The following is a 22,414-nucleotide window of genomic DNA, read 5'->3' as shown; positions in this document are numbered from 1 at the left end:
GGGTAGACAGCAAAAAGGGCACTTTAGGTGCCCTTTTTATTATGTACATTGCCACAACTGCCGACAGCCTTGTTGTGGTATCCCTTAACAGAGCTTGTTAAGACCAGCTCACCCAACCAAAGTACCAGGTCGCGAGGATCACCAAACCAAAGGCGATACGGTACCAGGCAAAAATTTCATAGCTGTGGTTTGATACAAAACGTACAAAAGTTCTTACCGCTAACAAAGCGCTGAAGAAGGCTGTGACAAAACCTACGATAAACATTGGCGCCTGATCAAAGGCCAGTACATCACGGTGTTTAAACAAGTCGTAGAAGGTCGCAGCAAACATGGTTGGCACAGCTAAAAAGAACGAAAACTCTGCCGCTACCTTACGATCAAAACCAAAAAACAAACCGCCAATAATGGTTGAGCCAGAACGTGAGGTGCCGGGGATCATCGAGATGATCTGCGCACAACCTACTTTTAACGCATCTTTCCAGGTGATGTCGTCTACATCATGAATTTTCACCTGATGAGTACGGCGCTCCGCATACAAAATCACCAAACCACCCAGCACCAGCATAGTCGCGACAGTAATAGGGTTAAACAGATACAACTTAATGTATTTAATAAACAACAAGCCAATGATGGCGGCAGGAAGGAAAGCGACAAACAAATTCATTACAAAATTCTGAGCCTTTTTATCGTGCGTAATGCCTGTCGCCACATTGATAAAACGCTGACGGTATTCAAATACCACGGCCAGAATAGCACCTAACTGAATAGCAATTTCAAACACTTTGCCTTCGTTATAAAACCCAATCAAATCACCAACTACAATCAAATGACCTGTACTGGATACGGGTAAAAATTCAGTTAAACCCTCAACTATACCCAGAATAAAAGCTTTAAATAACAACCAAAAATCCATGACAACTCCCTTATTGTGTTCGGCCAGCATAGCGACCCTTGCTGAAGCGCGTTATTATCGATGTCCGTGCTAAAGATGCAACTCTAATTATTATGGATATAACACTAGCATTACAGATTTACAGCCTGACAGCCCCATGACGTTGCACCTTCTGCTCAATCGCTAAGGCCAACAAGTCCGGTTTGGCACACACAAAACTAAAAAGTTTCGCCGCTCTGGTAATTCCGGTGTAAATCAGCTCGCGGGTCAGTACCGGGCTGAAGTGATCCGGTAATACCAGCACCGCATGACGAAACTCCGACCCCTGAGATTTATGCACAGTAATGGCATAGGCGGTTTCGACTTGCTGCAACCGGCTTGGCAAAACCCAACGCACAGCTTTACTGCTATCCTCTGATGCAAAAGCCACAGCCAGCATCAATTTGCCCTGGTATGGCCGCAATAAACAGATGCCCACATCGCCATTCATCAGTCCCAGCGCATAATCGTTTTGCGTCACCATCACTGGACGACCAGCGTACCATTGACTGCTCTGCTGAATCAGTCCGGCTTGATGCAACATCTTCTCTACGCTTAGATTGACTTGCTCAACACCCAACGGGCCCTGACGTACAGCACATAATAGCTGAAAGGCAGAAAAATCCGCCAGCACCTGTTGCGCCCATTGATCAATCAGGTGATCTGACGCATCCAAAGCAGGGCTTTGCGCTACTGTCTGCAGATAAAAACTAAAACCAGCTGCATCTGGTATTTGCTTTTTCGCCTGTCCCGTCAACACCAATTGCTTAAGCTGCCTGAACTCTGCCGCCTCAAGATACTGCAGATCGGCATAATCAGCGCGGCAAATGGCGGCAACTTCAGCGCTTTGCCCGCTATTGACTGCATTGGCTAATTTGGCGATGCCACTTTGTGGATCAAAACGGTGGCTGACTCTGAGCATCCCTATTTGTTGCTCCAGCGCTTTGCCTTGTTGGCTGATTAATGACTCTGGTATAGCAGCTGCAGATAGTTGATTTAACCAGGCTACGGTTTCAGGCAAATAATGCCCCTGCTCTGCCCATTGGCAAAGTTCGGCCATTAAAGCTCCAGCTTCCACTGAAGCCAGCTGATCTTTATCCCCTAATAAAATCAACCTCGCATGAGCTGGTAAGGCTGACAATAAAGCCGCCATCAACTCCACATCCAGCATTGAGGCTTCATCCACCACTAATAAATCCAGCGCCAAAGGCTCCAGTGCATTTTGCTTAAATTGCCGGCTTTGTGCGCGAGCCCCCAGCAGCTTATGCAAGGTCGAAACCTCTGTAGGTACCTGGCCTTTTATCTCTGCCGATGCTGGCAGTTTGTCCAGCGTATTACGAATGGAGCTTCGAAGCCGCACCGCTGCTTTGCCTGTAGGAGCGGCCAGCTGAATGGTCAAAGGCGCTGCACCTTGTTGTTGCTGTAATTGCTGCAACACCAAAAGCAACTTAACGACAGTGGTGGTTTTGCCAGTACCAGGCCCGCCAGTAATCACACTAAAACTACTGCTGGCTGCGATAGCACAGGACAAACGTTGCCAGTCAGGTGCAGCTTGTGTTGCTGCGGTTGCAGGAAATAACGGATCCAACAACTGATTCAGCAATGCCGGATTGATAGCCTGTCGCAGCTGTTGGCTGCGCTCGCTACTCTGCTCTAGATAAAACGCTATATGCTGCTGATAACTAAAATAACGGCGCATATACAAAGCGTTATTGGCATAAACAAAAGGCTGATTACCAGCGTCATTCAGCTGAATCAAATCCGGATAAAGCGCCATCAAAGCCTGCCATTCTTGTTCAGAATACTGTGGCATACGTTTAAGCGGTAAACACAAATGGCCTTGAGCGAGCGCAAAGCTGCACTGGCCAATCAATAGCGCAAGCGCAGCCGGTAGTTTTTGTTGCTCACGAAAAAAGGTCACCAGGGCTTTATCCAAAGCACGCCAGTCTTTACCCTGCATCTGCAGTTCCAATAATTCTGAATCAGACATGGGCCAGCTCCTTAGCAACCAGTTGACCTTGCAGCAGAGCGTCAAGCTTGTTCACCAACTCCAACGGAATATCCACAGCAAGCACACCTTTGTTTGTCGCCTCACCACCACGCAGGAACCAATACAAAGCGCCGCCTAAATGTTCTTTTGGCTTATAGTCCGTCAAACGGCTTTGCAATAAGCGATGGATGGCCACTGCATATAAAGCCGCCTGCACGTCGTAGCGGTGCGCCAACATCTGTTGTATTAAGGCAGGGCTGTCGTATTGCCCATCGGCTATATAATTCGATTTATAATCCAGCACCCAATAGCGGCCATCCTGCTCTAAAGTTAAGTCGATAAAACCTTTCAGCATGCCCTGCAGCTGGGTGGTGCGAAGCGCTGACCGTGACAATTCAGGCCACAGATACTGCTGCACTAAGGCGTCCAGCTGCGCACTGCTGCAGTGCTGTACTGCCAACCAGAATTCTAGTTCAGCCCTGTAACTCCCTTCGGTAAGACTGCTTAAGCTGGTTTTGTTATTCTGCCAGAGAGGCGTTTGAATAAGCTCCGTCAGCCACTGCTGCAATGGCACTAAGGCTTCGGCTACATGGTCAGTTTCAGGATAAGGTGCTTGTTGCTCAGCCCAATACCGGATTTGCCATCTATGCTCTGGCAGTTGCTGCAATAAGCCATATTTCTGCATTAAAGGAGTGAGGCCTTGTTGCCATAAATCCGGCTGCTGCGCCAATAGATCAAAGCCCTGAACCGCCCCCCACTCCAACGCATCATGTAAAAAAGTACCGGCCTGACTGCCACGGACAAAACCCTGAGCCAAAGTCACGGCCTTTGATCCTGTTGGTTCAACATCATCCTGCAATTGCTCTGGTGCTAATTCCTGATACAGCTCAGCTGCTTTACTGTCATGCTGATGTTGCTCCAGCAAAGCGCTGTAACTGGCTATCCACCACAGCTCTTTCACTGAACGGGTCATTTGGGCATAAGGCAACAGCTCGCCCGCCTGATCCATCACTGCGACTTGAGTCCGCTGCTCTGATAAGTTGTCGACCAAACGAATATCAGGCTGTGTCAGTAAAGGCGATAACTGCTCTGGCAAAGCCACAGGCGACACTAGCGCATCATCAGATAACAAGTAACCTATAGCGCTTTGCTCTTTGACCGGCATCAGCCCCACCCAGCAATAATGCCGCGCCCGGGTTAAGGCCACATACAATTTACGCATATCTTCGGCTAAACGTTCCCGCTCTGCTTGTTGGGCTTGCTGCTCGTTGGCTTGTAACACCACGGTAAGCTCACCGTCCTGATGGTAAGTGACAGGACCTTTGCCGGCATCCACAGCGCGGGCTAAGGCAATAAAAGGTAAAAATACCAGCGGGTACTCCAGGCCTTTGGATTTGTGAATAGTGACAATTTTAATCAGGGCTTCATCGCTTTCTAACCGCAGTTTTTGCTGCTCAGCCGCTAAATCACCTTGCCCCGCCAAATGCTCAGCCAGATAACGAATAAGCGCAGCCGGACCTTCCAGCTCCATCGAGCGTTGTTGCAACAGTTCAGCCAAATGCAGAATATCGGTCAGCAGCCTTTCGCCTGATGGCTGCTGCTGTAAAAACTCAGCTACACCAAAATCACGCATCAGTTGCCATAACATCACCAGCACACCTTGCTGTTGCCAGAGTTGCTGATAAGTAGCAAAACGCGCCAGTTGCTGCTCCCACAACAGTTCATCCTGCAGCAGCTGTTCAAGCTCGGAATAATTTAATGATAAGCTCCAGCTCGATAAAGCCGAGCGTACCAAAGCTTCTCGTTGAGGCTCAGCGCAAGCGCGTAGCCATAGCAATAAATCCAGTGCCACCGGGCTTTCAAATACAGCGCCTTTATCGGATAAATACACAGAGGCCAAAGCACGCTCTGCCAAGGCCTTTTTAATGGCATTGGCTTCCTGCTGGTTATTGACTAAAACCGCTATATCGCTGGTTTTAAGTGCTGTGAACTGAGCCTCTTTCACAAAACCTGTATTGCCTGCAGCACTGCCGGTTAAAAACACTGCGATTTGCTCAGCACAGGCCTGCGCCATTTCTGCTAAACAGGCTGCTTTACTAAAAGGCTTGCCATCGGGGGACTCTTTAATACAAAACTCCAGCGCTGTGGCCGGGCTTTGATCCACCACAAAGCTCTCTTTACGCCCTTGAGCTTCTACCGGATAAAAACTCAATAAATCTGGTCGGCCTAATACAAAAGCGCCTAAAGCGCGCTGTTCGGCATAACTAAATAAGTGATTAACCGCGCTGACCATTTCGTGGGTAGAACGAAAGTTTTTTGGCAGTTGAAAATGCCTTCCTGCTGTGGCTTGTTTGGCGGCTAAATAACTATAAATATCAGCACCACGGAAGGCGTAAATGGCTTGTTTTGGGTCGCCTATCAATAAAATACCGCAATCGCTTCTGTTTTCATTTAGCTGATAAATCGCATCAAATAACTGATACTGCACAGGATCGGTATCCTGAAATTCATCTATCAAGGCCAGCGGGAATTTACGCCGTAAACGTTCGGCCAGAAGCCCACCCTGATCTTTTTGCAGCGCCTGCTGCAAGCGGCTTAGCAGCTCATCAAAACCAAGTTCAGAGCGTTCTAACTGCAACTGATGGAAACGCCGCGCAAACCAAAAGGCCGCATGCAGCACTAAATCCTGCTGTGGATCCGGCAAAGCTGCCAGTTCATCGGCCAGTTTTGCCATAGCCTCAAAAGCCGGATGATTCGGAACTGGGCCTTTAAACGCTTCACTTAAACCTTCTGGCGTTAAGCGGCTTTGGCCTGTTTGTAAATCCGGATCAACCATTTCGGCATCGGTGATCCAAGCTACTAATTTTGCCAGCCAGCTGTCGAGATAACGCGCCTGCAATTTGCGGCCATCCACCTCTTTACGCTCAATAGCACCATGCAGCAAAATGCGGATTTCGCTGATCCAGTTATTCCAGGGTGCTTTAAGCTCTGCCAGTTTTTGCTTACGCTGCGCTTTCACTTCAGGCAATAACACAGCTGGTGTCGCGGGTTCTGTAAATAACGACAGATGGCTTATCAGCGGCAGAATTTTTTTGCGCAAAGTTTCAGGGTTTTGCAGCTGTTGCCAGACTGTGGCTATATGCTCTTCCGGCAATGGGTAATAAAAATTGCGCCAGTAATCGCGGATCACATCCAGCTGCAACTGCTCAACGTCTGTCACCAGGTTTTGTTCAAACAAATAACCGCTGGAGAGTGCAAATTCGGCCAGTACTTTATTACACCAGCCGTGAATAGTAGAAATGGCCGCTTCATCCAGATACTGCACCGCCAGCTCCAGCTGATAAGCGCAATGGGGCCACTGCTCTGGGGTAAATTCGCTGCGCAGACTTTGTAAAAATGGATCTGCTTCATTTGTTTGTTCGCGGAAATAACGGGCAGCGTCTGCTAAACGCTGGCCTATACGTTCGGTCAGCTCTTGGGTGGCAGCTTCAGTAAAAGTTACCACCAGAATATCGGGTGGCAATAAGGCTTTACTGGTGCCATGCCCCAATACCAAACGTAAATACAAAGCCGCTATGGTAAATGTTTTGCCCGTACCTGCACTGGCTTCAATCAGCTGACTGCCGGATAACGGAAAGGACAATAAATCCAGATTGGCTATAGCTGCGCTCATGCCGACACCTCGCTGTAGTTGACGGCGAGTAATGGCCCATATAAAGCCATAGCATTTTTCTCTAACTGACCCTTTTGCCAAAGTGCATCAAACTGCGCAAAAGCTCGCTGCAAATAAGGGCTACGTTGCAGAGCTCCTGAATTGAAGTCATCGCCTATATACACACGTTCCAGCTTCGACAGCAGTTTGTCATCCAAAGCCGCACCTTTTTCCAATTGCTTCACAAGCTCAACACCAACATTAAACTCCAGTGCTAAAGGCGCAGATAAGCCTTGTTGCATTAACTGCAGGATCTGAGTGAGCTGCTGTTCTGCCTGTTGTTTTTCAATAGGTTGCACTACTAACTGCCCCACTCTGGAGAGCACATAAAGCGTAAGCGGCACACCGCTGGCGCAGCATAAAAGCAGCTTCAGATAAGGCGCAACTAAGTTCCGCCAGACAAGGCTGCGGTCTTTAATCAAAGCTGTAGGCAATAGCTCGGCATAAGCCAAAGCTGCGTTATCAGCGCTGCGCCTAAAACCTGTTAAATGCTCAACCAGCTCGCCGTGCTGACAAACAAAACTCAGCGGATAAAAACCTGTGTCCGCTGTTGGGAAAGCAGTTAAAAACTCCTGATAGCCAGCTGCTAGTTCTTCCAGCCCTGCCACTAAGTCCTGTTGCATTAACGCAGCGCCCGAACCCACAGCCAAACGGCCCTGCAAGCGGAATAACTCCAGCTGTTGCTCCGCCTGTTGTTGCCACTGGCCATTTTGTTCAACACTACGTTTTAACTCAGCCACCAACTGCTGCTGCATTTGCCAACGTTCCAGCGGATCCAAAGCAAAAACTTCATCGTTAATACTTGCGAGTTCCGGCAATTCCAACCGTACTTTTAAACGTTCATTAAAAAAGAACCGCACCGGCTCACGCATAAAATCGCTGGCTTGTTTTAAAGTCCAGTGTAAATCGTCAAGCTTTTCAAGTGCCTCGCCCTGCTCTGCCGCACCGATTTTTTGATGCAAGCTGGCCCATTCCTGCTGATAGCTAACAAGATTCGATCCTGCTTCACGGTAACGGCGGCTAAAAGGCTGCAACGGGTGTTCAACAGTGATTTGATCCAATAAATCAGAATCATCGGCCATAACCCAGCCTGTAGACAAATGATCACGCAGCTGACTGACCAGCACTGAAGGCGCGCGGGCGCTGTTATCAAAGACGCTAAAACCTACCCAGCTGATATAAAACTGCTGGCGGGCCGATAATAAAGCTTCGAGTAATAAATAACGGTCATCATCACGGCGCGATCTGTCGCCACTGCGATAATCCAGCGCCATCAGGTCAAAATCCTGTCGCTGCTGCGCCCGAGGATAAGCGCCATCGTTCATGCCTAATAAACAAATCACCGCAAAAGGTATGGAGCGCATCGGCAGCAAAGTGGCGAAATTAACACGACCACTAAAAAACTTCTGCTGCAAGCCACCGGCCTGCATAGGTTCTAACAAAGCCTGACGGGCAATTTGTAAACTCAACTTTTCTTCAAGTTCAGCGCCTGTAGTGTTGTCGAGCCAACTTTGCAGTTGCTGTTGTAACTGCTGCACCAGCTGCTGACTTTCCAGCTCGTCAGGCGCAAAAAAGTCTTGTAGCAGCTGAGTAAATAACAAATGCCAATCGGCGGGGCTGCGTTTTACCGCTAGTTGTTGCCATAGCTCGTTAATCTTTTGCAGCAGCACCAGCACAGGGCCAAGTTCAGCGGCTTCTAAACCTGCCACATCGGCATAAGGCGCTATACCTTGCCAGGGCGCTGTATCGCCCGCCACATACCCCAGCAGCATACGACGAATACCAAAGAGCCAGCTGTTTTGCTCAAAACCATGCTGCAAACCCAGTTGCTGACGATGCGGCTGATCCAGCCCCCAGCGAATACCAGCCCCTTCAATCCACTGTTTTATCTTGGGTAAAGCGGCAGCTTTTAAACCAAAACGTTGCTGTAAGGCACTGATATCCAGCATATCGAATACGGTACTGGCGTTTAAGCGTTGCTGCTCGGGGCTTAACAGCACTTCTAAAGCCTGCAACAACGGCTGCTGCTTTTTGCTGTTTTGATCGGAAATACTGTAAGGGATATAACGCAAATCGCCCATCGGCACTTTGCCAAATACGGCTTCAATAAGAGGCGCATACAAATTAATGTCCGGCACCATCACCATCACATCTTTAGCGCCAAGCTCTGGTTTTTGGGCAAACAGCTGCAGCAGGTGATCATGCAGAATTTCTACTTCGCGAAGTGGACTATGGGCTTTTTGAAAGCTGATGCTGCGCGCCGCTTCAGCTGTTAAAGCTGGCCATTGGCTTTGGGTTTCAGTGATGGACCGCAGCTGCAAAATATCGTCCTGCAACTGACCTAATAAATGGCTGGTGTTGGGCGATTCAAATAAATCGACTTTTTGATGGGCAAACAGCTCTTTATGAGCGGCAGTTTCGTCAAACTGATCCAGCAAACGAATATAATCCCGCCCCTGTTTGCCCCAGGCCGCCAGCAAAGGCTGGGCCTGGCCTGATAACTGCTCGGCACTGGCAAAAGGTAAAAAACCGGTCTTTTCCGGCTGACGTCTTTGTGCTGCTTTGACTTTGTCTTTTTCGGCAATAATATCAGCCCAATACAACTGACAAGGGTTTAATACCGCCAATAAAATCTGACAATAAGGCGCAAGTGCCGACAAGACTTCCAGCATCTGTTGCGGTAATGACGAGATACCAAAAATAATGACGCGGCGTGGTAAATTCTTTGGCGCTTTTTTCCAGCTTTTTACTTGCTGTAAAAAGGCCTGATGCAAGGAAAACCGGCTTTGTTGCTGCTGTTCTGCTGGTAGTTCTGCCAAAATCGCCTGCCAGAGTTTGGCCTGCCACAGCTGATCATCAGGCATCACTTTAGCGTCACCATCCATTTGCGCCAGGCGATACAGCCCCTTGGCCCAATCAGCCAGCCAGTCGGCACGATATACCTGATACTGGTCAAATAAATCCGCCAGTTTCAGCGCCAGCTGTGAGCGTTTTTGCTGATCTTTATCGTCAATGATAAAACGGCGCAGCAGCTCAAATTCATCTTGTGTGACTAAAGCAGGCAATAAACGGAAAATACGCCAGCGTAAACTGTCTTTACTAAAGACCGATAAATCAGGCAGTTGCTGCTCTGGCAGCGCCAACTGATACATACTCCAGATAAAACGACCCGGCAACTGCACCTGCATAGCAGCGGCTATCCCCAAACCACGCTCATAGGGATCTGCTTCATCAGGGGACGCGGCAAAAGCCAGTTTCAGCCACTGCGCTATACCGTTACTTTGCACCAGCACCTGTTCAAGCTCTAAAGGCGAGAGCGGATACCGCTGACAAAACTGCACCAGAAGCGAGCGCAGCTGCTCCAGCTGATTGGAATGGATCACTAAAAAACCAGGCTCAAGTGCCAATGCGACAGTACTCCGTTAGTCTTTATTAGTTTGCTGTTTAAGCTATAAAACTGATTTTGCCACAGTGAGTTGCATACGCCTATTGGGTTTTGTTGGAAATATGGGGTTGTCGCAGGAACAGCTTATCCTAACAACGATAACAAGGTTAGGTTGCCAAGAACAACCTGAGGTAAACAGAAGGCAGCTATCCCTTAAGATTCGAACTTATTGAGGCATTAAGCCATAAGCAGCCAAATAGCCTTTCGCCTACTTAATTTTTACCTCCAAACCAAATGACAATAAGGTTCCCACTAATGTTGTGATCACCACCGATACCAATGATCCAATCAACACATACTCAGTCATGCTTCGGTCGTTTGTTTTGTTCAATTCACCAAATCTAAATATTGACTTGGCTGCCAATACGAACCCCACAGCTTCATAACTGCCCACAAGGGTAAAAGTCAGTATTAACAAGCGTTCTAAATAACCAATCAACTCGCCACCAGCGACAATACCACTGACTTGAGTAGTGTCGTCTCCAGCGCTACCTGATATTGGATACTTTTTTAAGATGCTGGCAATCACAATTGATGTTGGTTTGAGAATGAGAAGGTAACCAAAAAGCAGCATCACTGCATCCTGGAAGTTCTCATGTTTTAGCACTGCTTCAATCGTTACACTGTCTGCTATATGAAAAGCAATGACCGTTAATATCGACAGATGCAAAGTCTGGTCAATAACAAAATAGGAAAATGTCTCACCACGTGGTGTACTTACTTTCCACAGATCGATAATAAAATGACTTACTGCAACTATAACAACCACGCAAGCAGCGGTGCGCCAATCAACAGCTAAGATCACTGCAGGAATTAATGAAGCAACGCCATGTAGTAGTGAGTGAAGGTATAACTCAAGTGAGCGATAAGTGCTCGCTTTTTTGGCTTCGACCCATAGCTTTGGCTGCAAGTAAAAGTCGCAGATGATGTGCATCAGCATGAAGGGTATTAGAACACTAAAAAAATCAGACATACTTGAGCCCCGCCACCTGGTTAATAAACCGCCAATTCAGTTCACTGATCAGCGGCCAACCTGAAGCTTTAAGTGACTTACTCGCAGTGGCAGTAGCGACATCAAGCCTTTCTGCTAACTCATTAATCGACAACCCTTCGTTTGATTGGAGCATAGGAAGCATGACTTCACATTGGCGCGAGGTTAATTCAGTGAGTTGTCTGTCAAGATACTTAAAGAGCAAATCAAAGTGTTCAGTGAGCTCAAAGCGGTCAGAGTTAAAAACTAACTTGTCGCTCTTCAAGGCTTTTAATCCACGCCCGGAAAGAACAAATGCTTTCCCCATTGATTCAGAGACCGACTCACGCAGATCTGCATTAGAAGCAATAGCAAAGCTAATGCGACTATCAAATTCTTTGCCAAGCGCTTTAATACCAATTCGATAAATGATGGTGTATCTCAGAGCGCATTCAATATCATGTACCACGGACTGAAACTCATCACCACGCTCAATACTGTGCGCATTTGATGAATTCCCTACGCTGATCCATGTTTGAATATCTTTGATTCGTTTAAGTAGTTTTTCAAACTGCTCAGAGGTTAACTTAGTTGAGTTAACAATGTCCCCGCTGATCACTGCGATAGGTTTATGGCTAAGCTCCACATTAAAACTCCTTTTTACATCCAGATACAAATTTAGCCATTTTTAGCTAAAAAATCAAATTTAGCTATTTTTGGCTAATTGCAGGAATTAAGTAAAATAGAGGGTTAGCCTTTTTTGGCTAAAAATAGAGAATTAGCTGTTTATGGCTAAGCCTACCCCTTTAGCATTAGCCGCTTTGCGGCGAATGCAACCTGCAACGAACACAACCATTCAGGCAACCACCCTACACCAGCGGCTTTCTAAACTTCAGCACCATCTGGTTTACTTCGCCAATAGCAAGATGCTTAGCTTTTTCTTCTTTAGTTCCAGCCATAGTGGGTGGTAAAGACCAAATGCCTGATGGGTGATCGGCGGTGTCTTTTGGGTTGAGTAGCATGTCGCTACTTGCCTCGAAGTTAAATCCGGCCTCTTTGGCCAGTTTTAACCATAACTGCTCTGGCACATAACCGGTTTTTTTCCAGTCTGTATTGATTAAATTATCTGGCAGACGCGGCGCTACTACCCCTAATACGCCACCTGGTTTCAGCGCTTTATAAAAGTTGTCTAACGCATGTTTTAACGAGGTTTCGCCATCAAATAGATAGAGCTGATTGCGGATAGACAGCACCAGATCCACAGTGCCTGCTGGCGCTATGTCGATATCAGCCAAAGGTGCAAAGTCTGTCACTGTGACATTTTTATAGATGGGGTGCGATGCCAGTTTTGCTTTGAATTCTGCGCGGCCTTTTTGCATATAGTCAGCGGAGAGCATGGTGAATTTATCGGAATAATGGGCAGCGTAGAGTTTGCCTTTTTCGGCCAGTAACGGCGCTAAAATTTCGGTATACCAACCAGAACCAGGCCAGACTTCCACTACCGTGCTTTCTGGCGTCACTTCAAAAAACGCCAATGTTTGCTCCGGCTTACGTGCAGCGTCACGTTTTTTATTTTCTGCAGTGCGGGCTTCGTGCTGCAAAGCCTGACTGATACTGATGCCAGCATCCGCAGTGGCGGCAAAACTGCTTTGGCTTAGCAGCAGAAACACGCTCAAACCTAGTACTTTAGTCAGCATTACCAATTCCTTCTATAACAGAGAGTTTTTCAAAAACCTGAATAAAAGGTAACTGTATTTGTTTGTTTTTAAAAGTAATTGAATAATGAACCGGATAAAACCCTGTACCTGCATAACTGATTTGTCAGGCAAGTTGCCACTACCGAGTATATAGTTGGGTTATACCTTCGCTGCCTTATTAAGGGCTTTATGAAGCTTTTTCTTGCCGCCATAGTCTGTTTACTGCTGAGTTTCCGCTCTGAAAGCTGCACCTTACGTATGGGTATTGAAACCAGCTTTGCACCTTATATTATTCAGCAGGATGACAGCTGGAGCGGCCTGAATGTTGAGTTGCTGAGCCGCCTGGCAAAGGAAGTAGGTTGTACTCTGGAGTTTATTCATAGCCCCTGGTTGAGGTCGTTAAAGCTGATCGAGCAGGGCGAGCTGGATGTGTTAAGCCACTTAAGTTACAACGCCGAGCGCAGTCAACAATTTGCTTTTATTGGTCCACATCAGCAGGAAGTTATTTATCTGGTGGGTAAAACAGAGGCTTTCCCGGGTTTAACCAATCTGACACAACTTAAGCGCAGCGGCACCTCAGGCATTGTCGCCTTACTCAATGGCGCTTATTATGGCGATGAGCTGGACAGTATTTTAAACGATGCCAAAAATCGTACCCGTTTTGTCTTTATTCGTGGCAATGAAGATAAACAGGCACTGCTACTGAATGGTCGTGTGCATGGAGTGCTTGAAGATATAGTGGCTTATCACTACTGGAAAAAACAGGCGGGCTTGTCGACAGTCGGCTTAGAACCTTTGTTTGAGGTCTATCAAAGCCCGGTGTATTTTGGTTTTAACCGACACACACTGAGTCAACAACAGCTAGAGCAACTGGCAAAAGCCTGGCAACATTTATACGACAATGGCGAACTTGGCCTCATAGTTCAGCGTTATCAACTGGCAGAGTATCAATTTAGTTTGCCAGCACCAGCTTCTCTCCTACCGCAGTAACACCTGGTTTTGTAATCACAGAATAGGCTGTAAAAATAAAAAAATCCCCGAACATGGTCGGGGATCTTTTAGAGCTATTTAATCAAGTGGCCAAAACTTAAGGCAACACTTTTTTAAATGGCTTCACCACTGAATTGGCATACACACCTGCTGCAATGTATGGATCGGCAGCGGCCCAGGCTTTGGCCTGTTCTAAAGACTCAAACTGCGCCACCACTAAAGAACCGGTAAAACCTGCTTCAGCCGGGTCTTCCAGATCCACTGCTGGCAGAGGGCCTGCAATCAATAAACGGTCCTGAGCTTTTAACTCCTGCAAACGTGCTAAATGCTGTTCACGCACTTGCTTACGCAGTGGCAGGCTATTTGGCACATCTTCTGAACAAATCATGTAATACATCAGCGACCTCAACTTAAAGGGTTTATTTCGCGGCACCTTAGCAGAAGCGCTGATTCAATCCAAGCCAGCTGCGCCAAAATTACAGGCTTAAACCGCGTGCTGAAACTGAGTTTTACGCTCGTTGTAGAAATCGACCATTTGCTGCATCACGGTTTCTTCGTAAGGCTGCAGGCTGCTTAAAATCATACGTTTTTCGCCGCGGCCTATCACTTCACCATTTTCCACCAGCTCAAAACCTAAGCGGGCTAAACCACGTTTACCTTCGACTGTTAAGCCATTGTGGGCTAAACGTAATTCAGGTGAGGTAGCAGAAAAACGGTTGAATTCCAGCGTCATACTTTCGTAAATCACCAGTGGACGCTGAGGGTTAATCATCACCTGATGCTGCTTCATTAAAGGCTGCAGAATATGTGGGAAGTTTTGACCAGAGAAACGTACATAGTCTTTCACTAAAGACTCGATATAAGCCAAATCGTGGAAGATTTCGCCTTGCTGGCGCAAAATTAAGTAATTTTTTTGCTGCTGATCACACAAGCGCCATTCATCGCCTTGTTGTTCTGAATGCAGCAATACATCTGAGCTGACCATACCAGCGAAGGTGCAATGTAACTTCTGCGCTAAACCGTGTTTGCTGACCATATGGGCAAACAACAAATCACCTGGCACACAGAATCTTTTACTGTCGGCGTCGTGGATAGGGTTAAAATCTGTGGCCACTTCCTTGGCAAAACGGCAGGCCTGCTGACGGCTAAAACTGACTTCGTGGTTATGCTCACTAATAAACTGCTGTAAAAACATGGATCCCCGTCCTGACGACTATCGAAGTGGTGCAGTGTACCTCAGCAGGCGTGTTGAATTGGTCTAGCCAGTGGTTTAGTTGATTAATCCCTGACTAATTTACTAATCCACTCAAGCCAGGCCCACGTCGGCGTGAAATAAACAAAAAGTTGCCCTGTGGTTTTTTCGCTTGTGTTTTGGCATCACTGGCTAAAGCCGCAACATCATGATGGCAAATACATAACCTCGGGTCGGGTGACACTACCCCAACTGCCAGACTGAGTAAAGGATAAAACACCTGCTCACCACTGCGATTCTGACTGCGAATACCACCAGCCTGCACATGGGCGCTTTCATAATAAAACAGCACCCGCTCAGCAAACTCATTCAGCACCTGCTGACACAACTCCTGCCAGTTTTCACTGGTGAAGATCACGACAAAATCATCGCCACCGACATGACCAACAAAATGACCACCAGCGCCCGCTATGCTGGTTAATAGCTCAGCCACCAGTTGAATGACTAAATCGCCTTTGCTGTAGCCATAAGTGTCGTTGTAGGGTTTAAAGTCGTTTAAATCAAAATAGGCTATGTGAAAGCTTTTACGTCGTTGTAATAAACCATCAATTTCACGGTAAATCGGCACATTACCGGGCAACAAGGTCAGAGGATTAGCGTAACGCGCATTTTGTAATTTGCTTTCGGTGATACGTTTCAGCAATGCACGCACAGAACCTAAACCCAGATACTTTTGATCGCGGGTGACAATAAAATACCAGCTGCCTTCGTCGTCCTGATCCGTCACCTGCTGACTCAATTGATCCAAAGTGCTGTTCTCATCAACTATCACAGCATCTTTATCCATCAGTGCTTTCACACTTTTCTTTTCATACAAAGCGCGGCCATAAGGGCTGGAGAACAGCTCAAACAACACCGACTTTTGCACTATGCCAACAGGCTGGTCATCTTCCACTATGGCGAGGCTGGACCACTGCGGGTTTTTACTAAATAAATCAAACAACTGCGCAACAGTAGTGACACTGGCTACAGCGGGCACGGATAATAATAAGGCCCCTACCTGTTCGGTCGAATTCGGCGGCGTACTGCCCTGATTTGGGTTGAGCTGATAACTGCCGGTGACTACGGAGCTCATCACCGCATTAGGACGGCCTAATAAATAGCCCTGACCATAATCTGCGCCTAGCTCCTGACAGAGCAGCAACTCTTCACGGGTTTCAATCCCTTCAGCCACCACAGCCGAGCCAGTGCTTTTCGCCAGCGCAATAATGCTGCGGACAAATTCTTTTTTGGTCGGATCGGCATGCACCTGACTGATAAAATAGCGGTCAATTTTAATCAAATCGGGTTTGAGTTCAGACCAGAGCTTTAAACCGGAAAAACCACTGCCTAAATCATCGATGGCAATACGAAAACCCAGTTCACGGTAATGATGCACTGCATTAATTAATACGGTGGAATCATCCACCTGATACTGCTCTGATAGCTCAATCACCACCCGGCTTGGGTTTAACTGGTATTTGTCTAACAAAGCCAGAGTCAAACCGGACGGGTGATCGTTCGACAACAACAGCAGCGGATTGACGTTGAGATACAAATCGCCCTGCACACCAGCGGCGGCAAAAGCAGCGATACTCAGCTCGCGGCACAACATTTCCAGTTCAGGTAATAACTGGCACTGATGCGCCACTTTAAATAACACTAAAGGAGAATGCAGTGGGCTGTCGGATGGGCCGCGGATCAGCGCTTCATAACCTTGTATATAACCGGTGTTAAAATCCAGTACAGGCTGAAACAGCGGCTGCAACTTACGCTGCTGTAAAATACTGACCAGTTCTTGCCTGTAACTTTCATCTGTCCACATGGTACTGCGCTCTTACAACTTTAATATGTGAAGTGTAAGAAGGCTGTGTGACAACCATATGACTATGGTCTGCTTACTTGAAGCCACAGCTGCGTTGACCTTACTCAATAGCCCCAATCACATAGTGTTTCTATGTTCATGGGGACTCTTTCGCTTGTCGCCTTGCTGCAACTTCAATTAATTTGGCCAAGCTTTTTTTGCGACAGGATGGGCTTTTGCTCTACTCCTTGCACTATTTTGGCTTGATTCTGGCAAGGAATAGGGTTGCGCTTGCCTTGAACGTCAGAAATCTGACAGATGGCGGCACAAAGCTGACTCATTCGCTTGACCCTGCCCTGTGGCTTGGGTCTAATAACGCGCTTTTTCAGAACCGGATTTTGTATTTATGACTACGTCACAACTTTTAAGCTCGGAGTTTACCGGTATTGATGATTTAACTTTGGCCGAAGTCGATGCCAAATTAAAAGAACATCAGCAGTTATTACAGGTTTTGTTGCAGTCACCAGGCAGCATGTTGTCGTATTTGCCGCAAAACGATGCGGTAGCGATGCAAAACGAAGCTCATGCTCAACCTGACGCTGAACAGCTGTTTCAGCAGGCTTTGGCATGTTCTGCGCAGCAAGAGCTGTATCAGGCCGCGACTTATTATTGCCGCGCTGCTTACACTGGCCATCTGCAGGCTCAGGTTCAATTAGGCCATTGCTACTTAAAAGGTGCAGGTGTGCCTAAGTCGGCAGTGTTCGCCTACAGCTGGTTTATTCTGGCGGCTTTACAGCAAGACAGTACAGCCCAACAGGCTTGTACAGTACTGTGTAAACACCTAACACTCATTGACCAGCAGCAGGCCCAGCAATTGGCTGCTGAACGCTTTGAGAAAATAACGTTACAAAACAATGAGTAACAAATCACTTTTGAAGAAAGAGTAAAAAACAGCCAAAAACTTTGAAAAAAGAGCTTGCTTTTTAAACAACAGAAAACTACTGTATATCCATACACTGTACATGCAAACAGTATTGGAGCATCACCATGTTGAATTTAAACAAAGCAGTTCACGCCTACCCTTCAGTTGGCCAAAACCAGTTACAGCATAAAACCGGTCAAACCGCGTTTTATCAAAAATTGCAGGTCACTGCTGGCCAACTGGCATTACCTGAATTGCTGTTTATTATTCAGCAGCACCAACAACAATCTGGCTGGGTGCTGTTACTGGCACCAAACCAACTGCCTGATAAATCAACCTTCAGTGGTTTCGATTTAGACATGTCCAAAGTACTGGTGATCCAGCAAAAACAAATCAGCAATATCCATACAGTATTAGGCGATGCGTTAAGCAGCAGTACCTGTAGTGCTGTTGTAGTCTGGCAAGATCAGTTCAGCGAAAGCTCGTTGCAGCATTATCAACAACTGGCTGAGCAGCATCAAACCTGCTTTTATCAGTTAAGCAGTGATGCAGTACAGGCCCAGACTACCAACACGCGTATTGCGGTAAGCCACTAATTCAGGCCACAAGCCCAGCTAAAAATACAACTGGCTTGGCCCTGACTGCCATTTTGCTTACACTAGGGCCTGATTAAGGTTTTTGTAGATGGTTTTATTGAAGTATTTAGTGAAACTTTGATTGGATCATCAAAAGCAGAGTGAGTATTGCATTGGCGGCTGAGTTGTCATCTTTATGTTATTGCGGTTCAGGTAAAAGTTTTACCGCCTGTTGTGAGCCGCTGATCTGTGATCAGGCCTTCGCACAAAACCCACAGCAACTGATGCGGTCGCGTTACAGCGCCTATTGCCATCATGATAAAAACCCGCAGTGTTATCACTACATTCTGCATACCTATCATTCCAAAGCCCGGGCTGAGCACAACCTCGCTGATATAGCGGATTTTGCCAAAGCAGTGCGTTTTATTGGCCTGAAGATTATTGACGATACTAAGTTAACCGCTACTCAGGTGCATTTTATTGCCTCTTATCTGGTCGGCGATAAGCTGGAAGTGTTGGATGAAGTGTCAGATTTTGAGCTGGAGCAAGGCCACTGGATGTATTGCAGTGGTGTATTAACAGAACATCCTGCGACTCGAATATCCCGCAATGATGCCTGCCCTTGTGGCAGTGGCCTTAAATTTAAAAAATGTCAGCACCAAAGATAACCGCCTTATCAGGCATGCAGCTGATTTAAAATCTCATACAAAGCCGTAGGATCAGCCACCATCATCTCTGGTTTTTGCTGCACCAGGTGACGTCTTGCATGCAAACTTAAACCTGATTTCACCTCATCCGGCAGCTTCTGCTTATTATCTTCCATCACTAAAGGCGCACCTTGCAGACACTGCATTAAATGCAAAGCAACGGCACCACCTTGCTGAAAAGCTGTGGCTTGCTGTTTTAAATGAACTTCATCTTCTGGTAAATATGCAAAAGGCCGTGCTTGCTGTATGCCCAACTGTTGATACAAATCAGGCTGAAATCTGGCGCTTTGGGTATCTGGGGTATAAAACTGAGCAAACTCTTCAACTGCAGGCGACAAAAATGCCAGCCAGAGTGAAAAATCACTAAGCCGGTGTTGCTGTATCGCCTCATTTAACCGAATACCGGTTTGCCACTCATTAATCAGCATAAAATCTACACAAAAACATCATATTGTTTGCTTTATCGGCAGTCAGACGAAAAAGTTGAGTAATTTCCTTTACATCAAAATGTTTTTTGATAAGATGCGCACCACACTTGTGGAGGGGTTCCCGAGTGGCCAAAGGGATCAGACTGTAAATCTGCCGGCACTGCCTTCGAAGGTTCGAATCCTTCCCCCTCCACCATTCTCTTCCTGCGTTATAGTTCCAGAATAAGTCGCTAAATTTTCCTTGCTAAAATCCAACATATTATCAACACTTGCGATAATTGAATCGATAGGTTTGCTGAATGTCGTACAAAACTCTCGAAAATCTTCGAGTCCTTATTGTTGATGACCAACGTCCCTTCCAGTTATTGCTCAAAGGCATACTGTATTCGATGGGTGCAACCAATATCGCCTTCGTTTTAACAGGCGAACAGGCATTATGGAAGTGCATGCATGGTTCCTACGATGTGTTGTTTGTGGATTACAACTTAGGTTCAGGTAAAAACGGCCGTCAGTTATTAGAAGATTTACGCGAGAAAAAACTGCTGCACCCTGGCGCTGTTTATATGATAGTGACAGGTGAAAATCAGGTGCCTATGGTGGTCGGAGCTATTGAAGTTGAGCCTGACGATTACATCATCAAACCTTTTTCGCAAAGTGTATTACGCACTCGTCTGGTTAAAATTCAAAACCGAAAGAAACAGCTGGCCCCTATTTATCAGGCCATGTTTGACGATCAGCCTGAGCTCGTGATCGAAGCCTGTAAGCAAGAACGTGAACAAACTGGTCGTTATCATTCCTTATGTGGTCGTATTCAAGCTGAAACCCATTTAAAATTAAAACAGTACGATGAAGCTGAGGCTTTATTGTCAGAGACCCTGTCATTTAGCAGAACCAACTGGGCTTTATTACTTCAGGCCCGTCTTTGCTTTGAGCAAGAGCGTTTTGAAGAAAGTCTGGAGCTGTGTAACGAAGCCATAGATACCAACAGATATTTTGCCGAAGCTTATGACCTGAAAGCCCGTAATTTAATAGCTCAGGGTTTGATGGAAGAGGCAATGATCGTCATCTCTCAGGCTATAGTGATTTCGCCATTTTCAGTCAGCAGACAAAACCTGCTGATGGATATAGCCAGAGACATGGATGATTTGGCCAGTCTGGTACAGGCCAGCAAACAAATATACGAAATCACCCGTCGCGCAGCCCGCCAGGAAGTGGTGCATCTGCTGAACTATATCCGCACCGTTATAGATGCAGCATCGCGATCTGAAGAGCTGAATCAGCGTAACAAATACCAGCAAGAAGCCTTAATGGCTATTCACAGAGCCAAACGTGAAGATACCGTCATTCGTGATTTTGACTTCGACTTGTTTGAAACCTTGTGTCAGGCCCGTCTGGAGTCGTTAAGTGGCCAGCAGTATCTGGCGAAAAAAACCTTTGCCACAGTCTCTGATCGCGTAACGGCGCAAATGAACCCGGAGATCGATCCCGAAAAACCGGATGAAGTTCCACCGATCCCTCATTGTGCGGCAGACGCAGTACTGCTGCTGAACCAAATCGGTGAGTTTGAACAAGCATCAGCACTGACACAAAAACTACAAAACTTATCCGGCGCCATAGATCCGACACTGGAAAAATTATTCAGCGAACAGCAACACCGTTCGTTAAGTCGTCAGGCCAGCTTTAATGAATTGAATAAACAAGGTATTCAGTTCTATAAAGAAAGCAATTACGAACAGGCGTTGATCCGCTTTGAACAAGCGCTGGAAGTAGCGCCAATGAATACTGGCAGCGCGCTGAACTATATCCAGACCGCAATTCAGATGATGGCCGATCCGAAACGGAAAAAGCCGCTGGAACTGGCAGAGAAATGCCGCAAAACCTTCAGGATAGTCGACAATATGCCACTGCCAGAGCACCACAGGGTGCGGCATCAGGAGCTATTGCAGCAGTTTAATAAACTCAAAGAAGAAAAACGTTACAGCCGCTAAATACACTTTTGCGGCTGTAAACGGGCAACATTCAGTAATCCAGCTGTTGGCTTAAATCATTTAGTAAAGCACTGGCCCCCAGACGCATATAACGGGCTGTGGCCACTTCACCTGTCAGCTCTTCAAATAAGCTAACCAGTTTTAACGCAAACTCCACTGAGCGTACGCCACCTGAGGCCTTAAAACCCACTGGACGCTCAGATGCGGCTATCACAGCTAACATAATACGGGCGGCTTCTTCGGTCACACCTACTTTGACTTTGCCAGTGGACGATTTGACAAAATCTGCGCCCGACTCCACCACCAACTCAGCGGCTTTACTGATCTGCTGACAAGTGACTAACTCACCGGATTCAATAATAATTTTTAAACAAAAACCCTCTGTAGCCTTGCGCACCGCGGCTAAAAACTCACGCACTTGCTCCGTATGGCCCAATAATAAGCTCTGATAAGGCAACACACAGTCAATTTCATCAGCACCAGCGGCCAGCGCCGCTTTAATTTGCTCCAGTACCTGTTCTAACGACAAAGCTCCGGATGGGAAATTTACGACAGTTGCGAGTTTCAGCTCGAACTTTCGTTGCTGCAGAAAATCTTTCACCTGAGCCAGATACTCTGGATATACACAAACAGCAGCAGGCAGCACTGCAGCACCGGCTAAATCCTGTTCCAGCCACTGTTGCATGGCGGCCACTGTATCCTGATCCGTTAAACGGGTTAAATCCACCAGCTTCATCAGCTGTTGTATACGCAGAGGGTTTGTCATCTTATTGTCCTGAAAAGAGAATATCGGCTCTGACTGGCCAATTTGCTGTTGATCCGGTTCAGATTGAACCTGAAGTTGTGACGAATTAAAACAGAAAACACCGTCAGCTGGGAAGCCTGAACTGGTGTTTGAATACGACAAAATGCAAAGCAAAGTGCACAGATCAAAAAAAACAAAAATAAAATGGAATCTTTTCAGGGGCTGCCTGTCTGACTAGGTGAATTATCCATTCTCCCAAGATGTAAACTTTGCCGGCCT

17 protein-coding genes and 1 tRNA gene are annotated in these 22,414 nt (G+C 46.8%); 6 read left to right on the top strand and 12 right to left on the bottom strand.

The annotated features are described in order from the left end of the window. Positions 1-97: 97 nt before the first annotated feature. From OM978_RS08850 to OM978_RS08820, 7 genes are all read right to left on the bottom strand, one after another. Positions 98-913: an undecaprenyl-diphosphate phosphatase gene (locus OM978_RS08850; RefSeq protein WP_264346480.1), complete on the bottom strand. Its 816-nt coding sequence runs from the start codon at positions 911-913 to the stop codon at positions 98-100. Between the two features lie 118 nt (positions 914-1,031). After that, the gene (gene recD / locus OM978_RS08845) at positions 1,032-2,921 is read right to left on the bottom strand and encodes an exodeoxyribonuclease V subunit alpha (protein ID WP_264346479.1); all 1,890 of its coding nucleotides are present in this window, start codon (positions 2,919-2,921) and stop codon (positions 1,032-1,034) included. After that, the gene (gene recB, locus OM978_RS08840; protein ID WP_264346478.1) at positions 2,914-6,594 is read right to left on the bottom strand and encodes an exodeoxyribonuclease V subunit beta; all 3,681 of its coding nucleotides are present in this window, start codon (positions 6,592-6,594) and stop codon (positions 2,914-2,916) included. The genes recD and recB overlap by 8 nt, the downstream gene beginning before the upstream one ends. Continuing rightward, on the bottom strand, positions 6,591-10,040 hold the full coding sequence (gene recC, locus OM978_RS08835) for an exodeoxyribonuclease V subunit gamma (protein WP_264346477.1): 3,450 nt from the start codon (positions 10,038-10,040) through the stop codon (positions 6,591-6,593). The genes recB and recC overlap by 4 nt, the downstream gene beginning before the upstream one ends. Before the next feature lie 246 nt (positions 10,041-10,286). Then, positions 10,287-11,051, bottom strand: coding sequence for a DUF3307 domain-containing protein (locus OM978_RS08830; protein ID WP_264346476.1), 765 nt, complete (start codon positions 11,049-11,051; stop codon positions 10,287-10,289). Then, on the bottom strand, positions 11,044-11,694 hold the full coding sequence (locus tag OM978_RS08825; protein ID WP_264346475.1) for a hypothetical protein: 651 nt from the start codon (positions 11,692-11,694) through the stop codon (positions 11,044-11,046). The genes OM978_RS08830 and OM978_RS08825 overlap by 8 nt, the downstream gene beginning before the upstream one ends. A gap of 223 nt (positions 11,695-11,917) precedes the next feature. Then, complete coding sequence (locus tag OM978_RS08820) at positions 11,918-12,745, bottom strand: class I SAM-dependent methyltransferase (RefSeq protein WP_264346474.1); 828 nt, start codon at positions 12,743-12,745, stop codon at positions 11,918-11,920. Between the two features lie 189 nt (positions 12,746-12,934). On the opposite strand from OM978_RS08820, the gene OM978_RS08815 reads away from it, so the two are divergent. After that, positions 12,935-13,735 carry a substrate-binding periplasmic protein gene (locus OM978_RS08815; RefSeq protein ID WP_264346472.1) on the top strand — a complete coding sequence of 267 codons (801 nt, stop codon included), beginning with the start codon at positions 12,935-12,937 and terminating at the stop codon, positions 13,733-13,735. 97 nt (positions 13,736-13,832) lie between these two features. On the opposite strand, the gene OM978_RS08810 is transcribed toward OM978_RS08815, so the two are convergent. From OM978_RS08810 to OM978_RS08800, 3 genes are all read right to left on the bottom strand, one after another. Next, a complete protein-coding gene (locus tag OM978_RS08810) occupies positions 13,833-14,132 on the bottom strand; it encodes a YciI family protein (RefSeq protein ID WP_233006836.1) in 300 nt (99 codons plus the stop codon). A gap of 87 nt (positions 14,133-14,219) precedes the next feature. Further along, entirely contained in the window at positions 14,220-14,930 is a 711-nt protein-coding gene (locus tag OM978_RS08805; RefSeq protein ID WP_264346470.1) for a DUF3581 domain-containing protein, read from the bottom strand. A 94-nt stretch (positions 14,931-15,024) separates the two neighbouring features. Further along, the gene (locus OM978_RS08800; protein ID WP_264346469.1) at positions 15,025-16,791 is read right to left on the bottom strand and encodes an EAL domain-containing protein; all 1,767 of its coding nucleotides are present in this window, start codon (positions 16,789-16,791) and stop codon (positions 15,025-15,027) included. Between the two features lie 385 nt (positions 16,792-17,176). On the opposite strand from OM978_RS08800, the gene OM978_RS08795 reads away from it, so the two are divergent. From OM978_RS08795 to OM978_RS08785, 3 genes are all read left to right on the top strand, one after another. Continuing rightward, positions 17,177-17,692, top strand: a complete 516-nt coding sequence (locus OM978_RS08795; RefSeq protein ID WP_264346468.1) for a hypothetical protein — start codon at positions 17,177-17,179, stop codon at positions 17,690-17,692. A 125-nt stretch (positions 17,693-17,817) separates the two neighbouring features. Beyond that, on the top strand, positions 17,818-18,288 hold the full coding sequence (locus OM978_RS08790; protein WP_264346466.1) for a cell division inhibitor SulA: 471 nt from the start codon (positions 17,818-17,820) through the stop codon (positions 18,286-18,288). A gap of 140 nt (positions 18,289-18,428) precedes the next feature. After that, positions 18,429-18,935, top strand: a complete 507-nt coding sequence (locus OM978_RS08785; protein WP_264346465.1) for a YchJ family protein — start codon at positions 18,429-18,431, stop codon at positions 18,933-18,935. A gap of 8 nt (positions 18,936-18,943) precedes the next feature. On the opposite strand, the gene OM978_RS08780 is transcribed toward OM978_RS08785, so the two are convergent. Further along, positions 18,944-19,402: a VC2046/SO_2500 family protein gene (locus tag OM978_RS08780; protein WP_264346464.1), complete on the bottom strand. Its 459-nt coding sequence runs from the start codon at positions 19,400-19,402 to the stop codon at positions 18,944-18,946. A gap of 111 nt (positions 19,403-19,513) precedes the next feature. Between OM978_RS08780 and OM978_RS08775 the strand changes: the two genes are divergently transcribed. Next, positions 19,514-19,598, top strand: a tRNA-Tyr gene (locus OM978_RS08775). A gap of 103 nt (positions 19,599-19,701) precedes the next feature. Then, positions 19,702-21,390, top strand: a complete 1,689-nt coding sequence (locus OM978_RS08770; protein WP_264346463.1) for a tetratricopeptide repeat-containing response regulator — start codon at positions 19,702-19,704, stop codon at positions 21,388-21,390. Positions 21,391-21,421: 31 nt separating this feature from the next. On the opposite strand, the gene deoC is transcribed toward OM978_RS08770, so the two are convergent. Beyond that, positions 21,422-22,156, bottom strand: coding sequence for a deoxyribose-phosphate aldolase (deoC, locus tag OM978_RS08765; protein ID WP_264346462.1), 735 nt, complete (start codon positions 22,154-22,156; stop codon positions 21,422-21,424). Positions 22,157-22,414 lie beyond the last annotated feature (258 nt).

Origin of the sequence: Rheinheimera sp. MM224, from assembly GCF_947090785.1 — a bacterium.
GTDB lineage: Bacteria > Pseudomonadota > Gammaproteobacteria > Enterobacterales > Alteromonadaceae > Pararheinheimera.
This window is presented reverse-complemented; position numbering and strand designations above follow the sequence as displayed.

Bases quoted from the DNA above. Each gene is read 5' to 3' on its own strand.
- OM978_RS08850 (WP_264346480.1), bottom strand. From the start codon at position 913: ATGGATTTTTGGTTGTTATTTAAAGCTTTTATTCTGGGTATAGTTGAG.
- recD (WP_264346479.1), bottom strand. From the start codon at position 2,921: ATGTCTGATTCAGAATTATTGGAACTGCAGATGCAGGGTAAAGACTGG.
- recB (WP_264346478.1), bottom strand. From the start codon at position 6,594: ATGAGCGCAGCTATAGCCAATCTGGATTTATTGTCCTTTCCGTTATCC.
- OM978_RS08830 (WP_264346476.1), bottom strand. From the start codon at position 11,051: ATGTCTGATTTTTTTAGTGTTCTAATACCCTTCATGCTGATGCACATC.
- OM978_RS08820 (WP_264346474.1), bottom strand. From the start codon at position 12,745: ATGCTGACTAAAGTACTAGGTTTGAGCGTGTTTCTGCTGCTAAGCCAA.
- OM978_RS08815 (WP_264346472.1), top strand. From the start codon at position 12,935: ATGAAGCTTTTTCTTGCCGCCATAGTCTGTTTACTGCTGAGTTTCCGC.
- OM978_RS08810 (WP_233006836.1), bottom strand. From the start codon at position 14,132: ATGTATTACATGATTTGTTCAGAAGATGTGCCAAATAGCCTGCCACTG.
- OM978_RS08805 (WP_264346470.1), bottom strand. From the start codon at position 14,930: ATGTTTTTACAGCAGTTTATTAGTGAGCATAACCACGAAGTCAGTTTT.
- OM978_RS08800 (WP_264346469.1), bottom strand. From the start codon at position 16,791: ATGTGGACAGATGAAAGTTACAGGCAAGAACTGGTCAGTATTTTACAG.
- OM978_RS08795 (WP_264346468.1), top strand. From the start codon at position 17,177: ATGACTACGTCACAACTTTTAAGCTCGGAGTTTACCGGTATTGATGAT.
- OM978_RS08790 (WP_264346466.1), top strand. From the start codon at position 17,818: ATGTTGAATTTAAACAAAGCAGTTCACGCCTACCCTTCAGTTGGCCAA.
- OM978_RS08780 (WP_264346464.1), bottom strand. From the start codon at position 19,402: ATGCTGATTAATGAGTGGCAAACCGGTATTCGGTTAAATGAGGCGATA.
- OM978_RS08770 (WP_264346463.1), top strand. From the start codon at position 19,702: ATGTCGTACAAAACTCTCGAAAATCTTCGAGTCCTTATTGTTGATGAC.
- deoC (WP_264346462.1), bottom strand. From the start codon at position 22,156: ATGACAAACCCTCTGCGTATACAACAGCTGATGAAGCTGGTGGATTTA.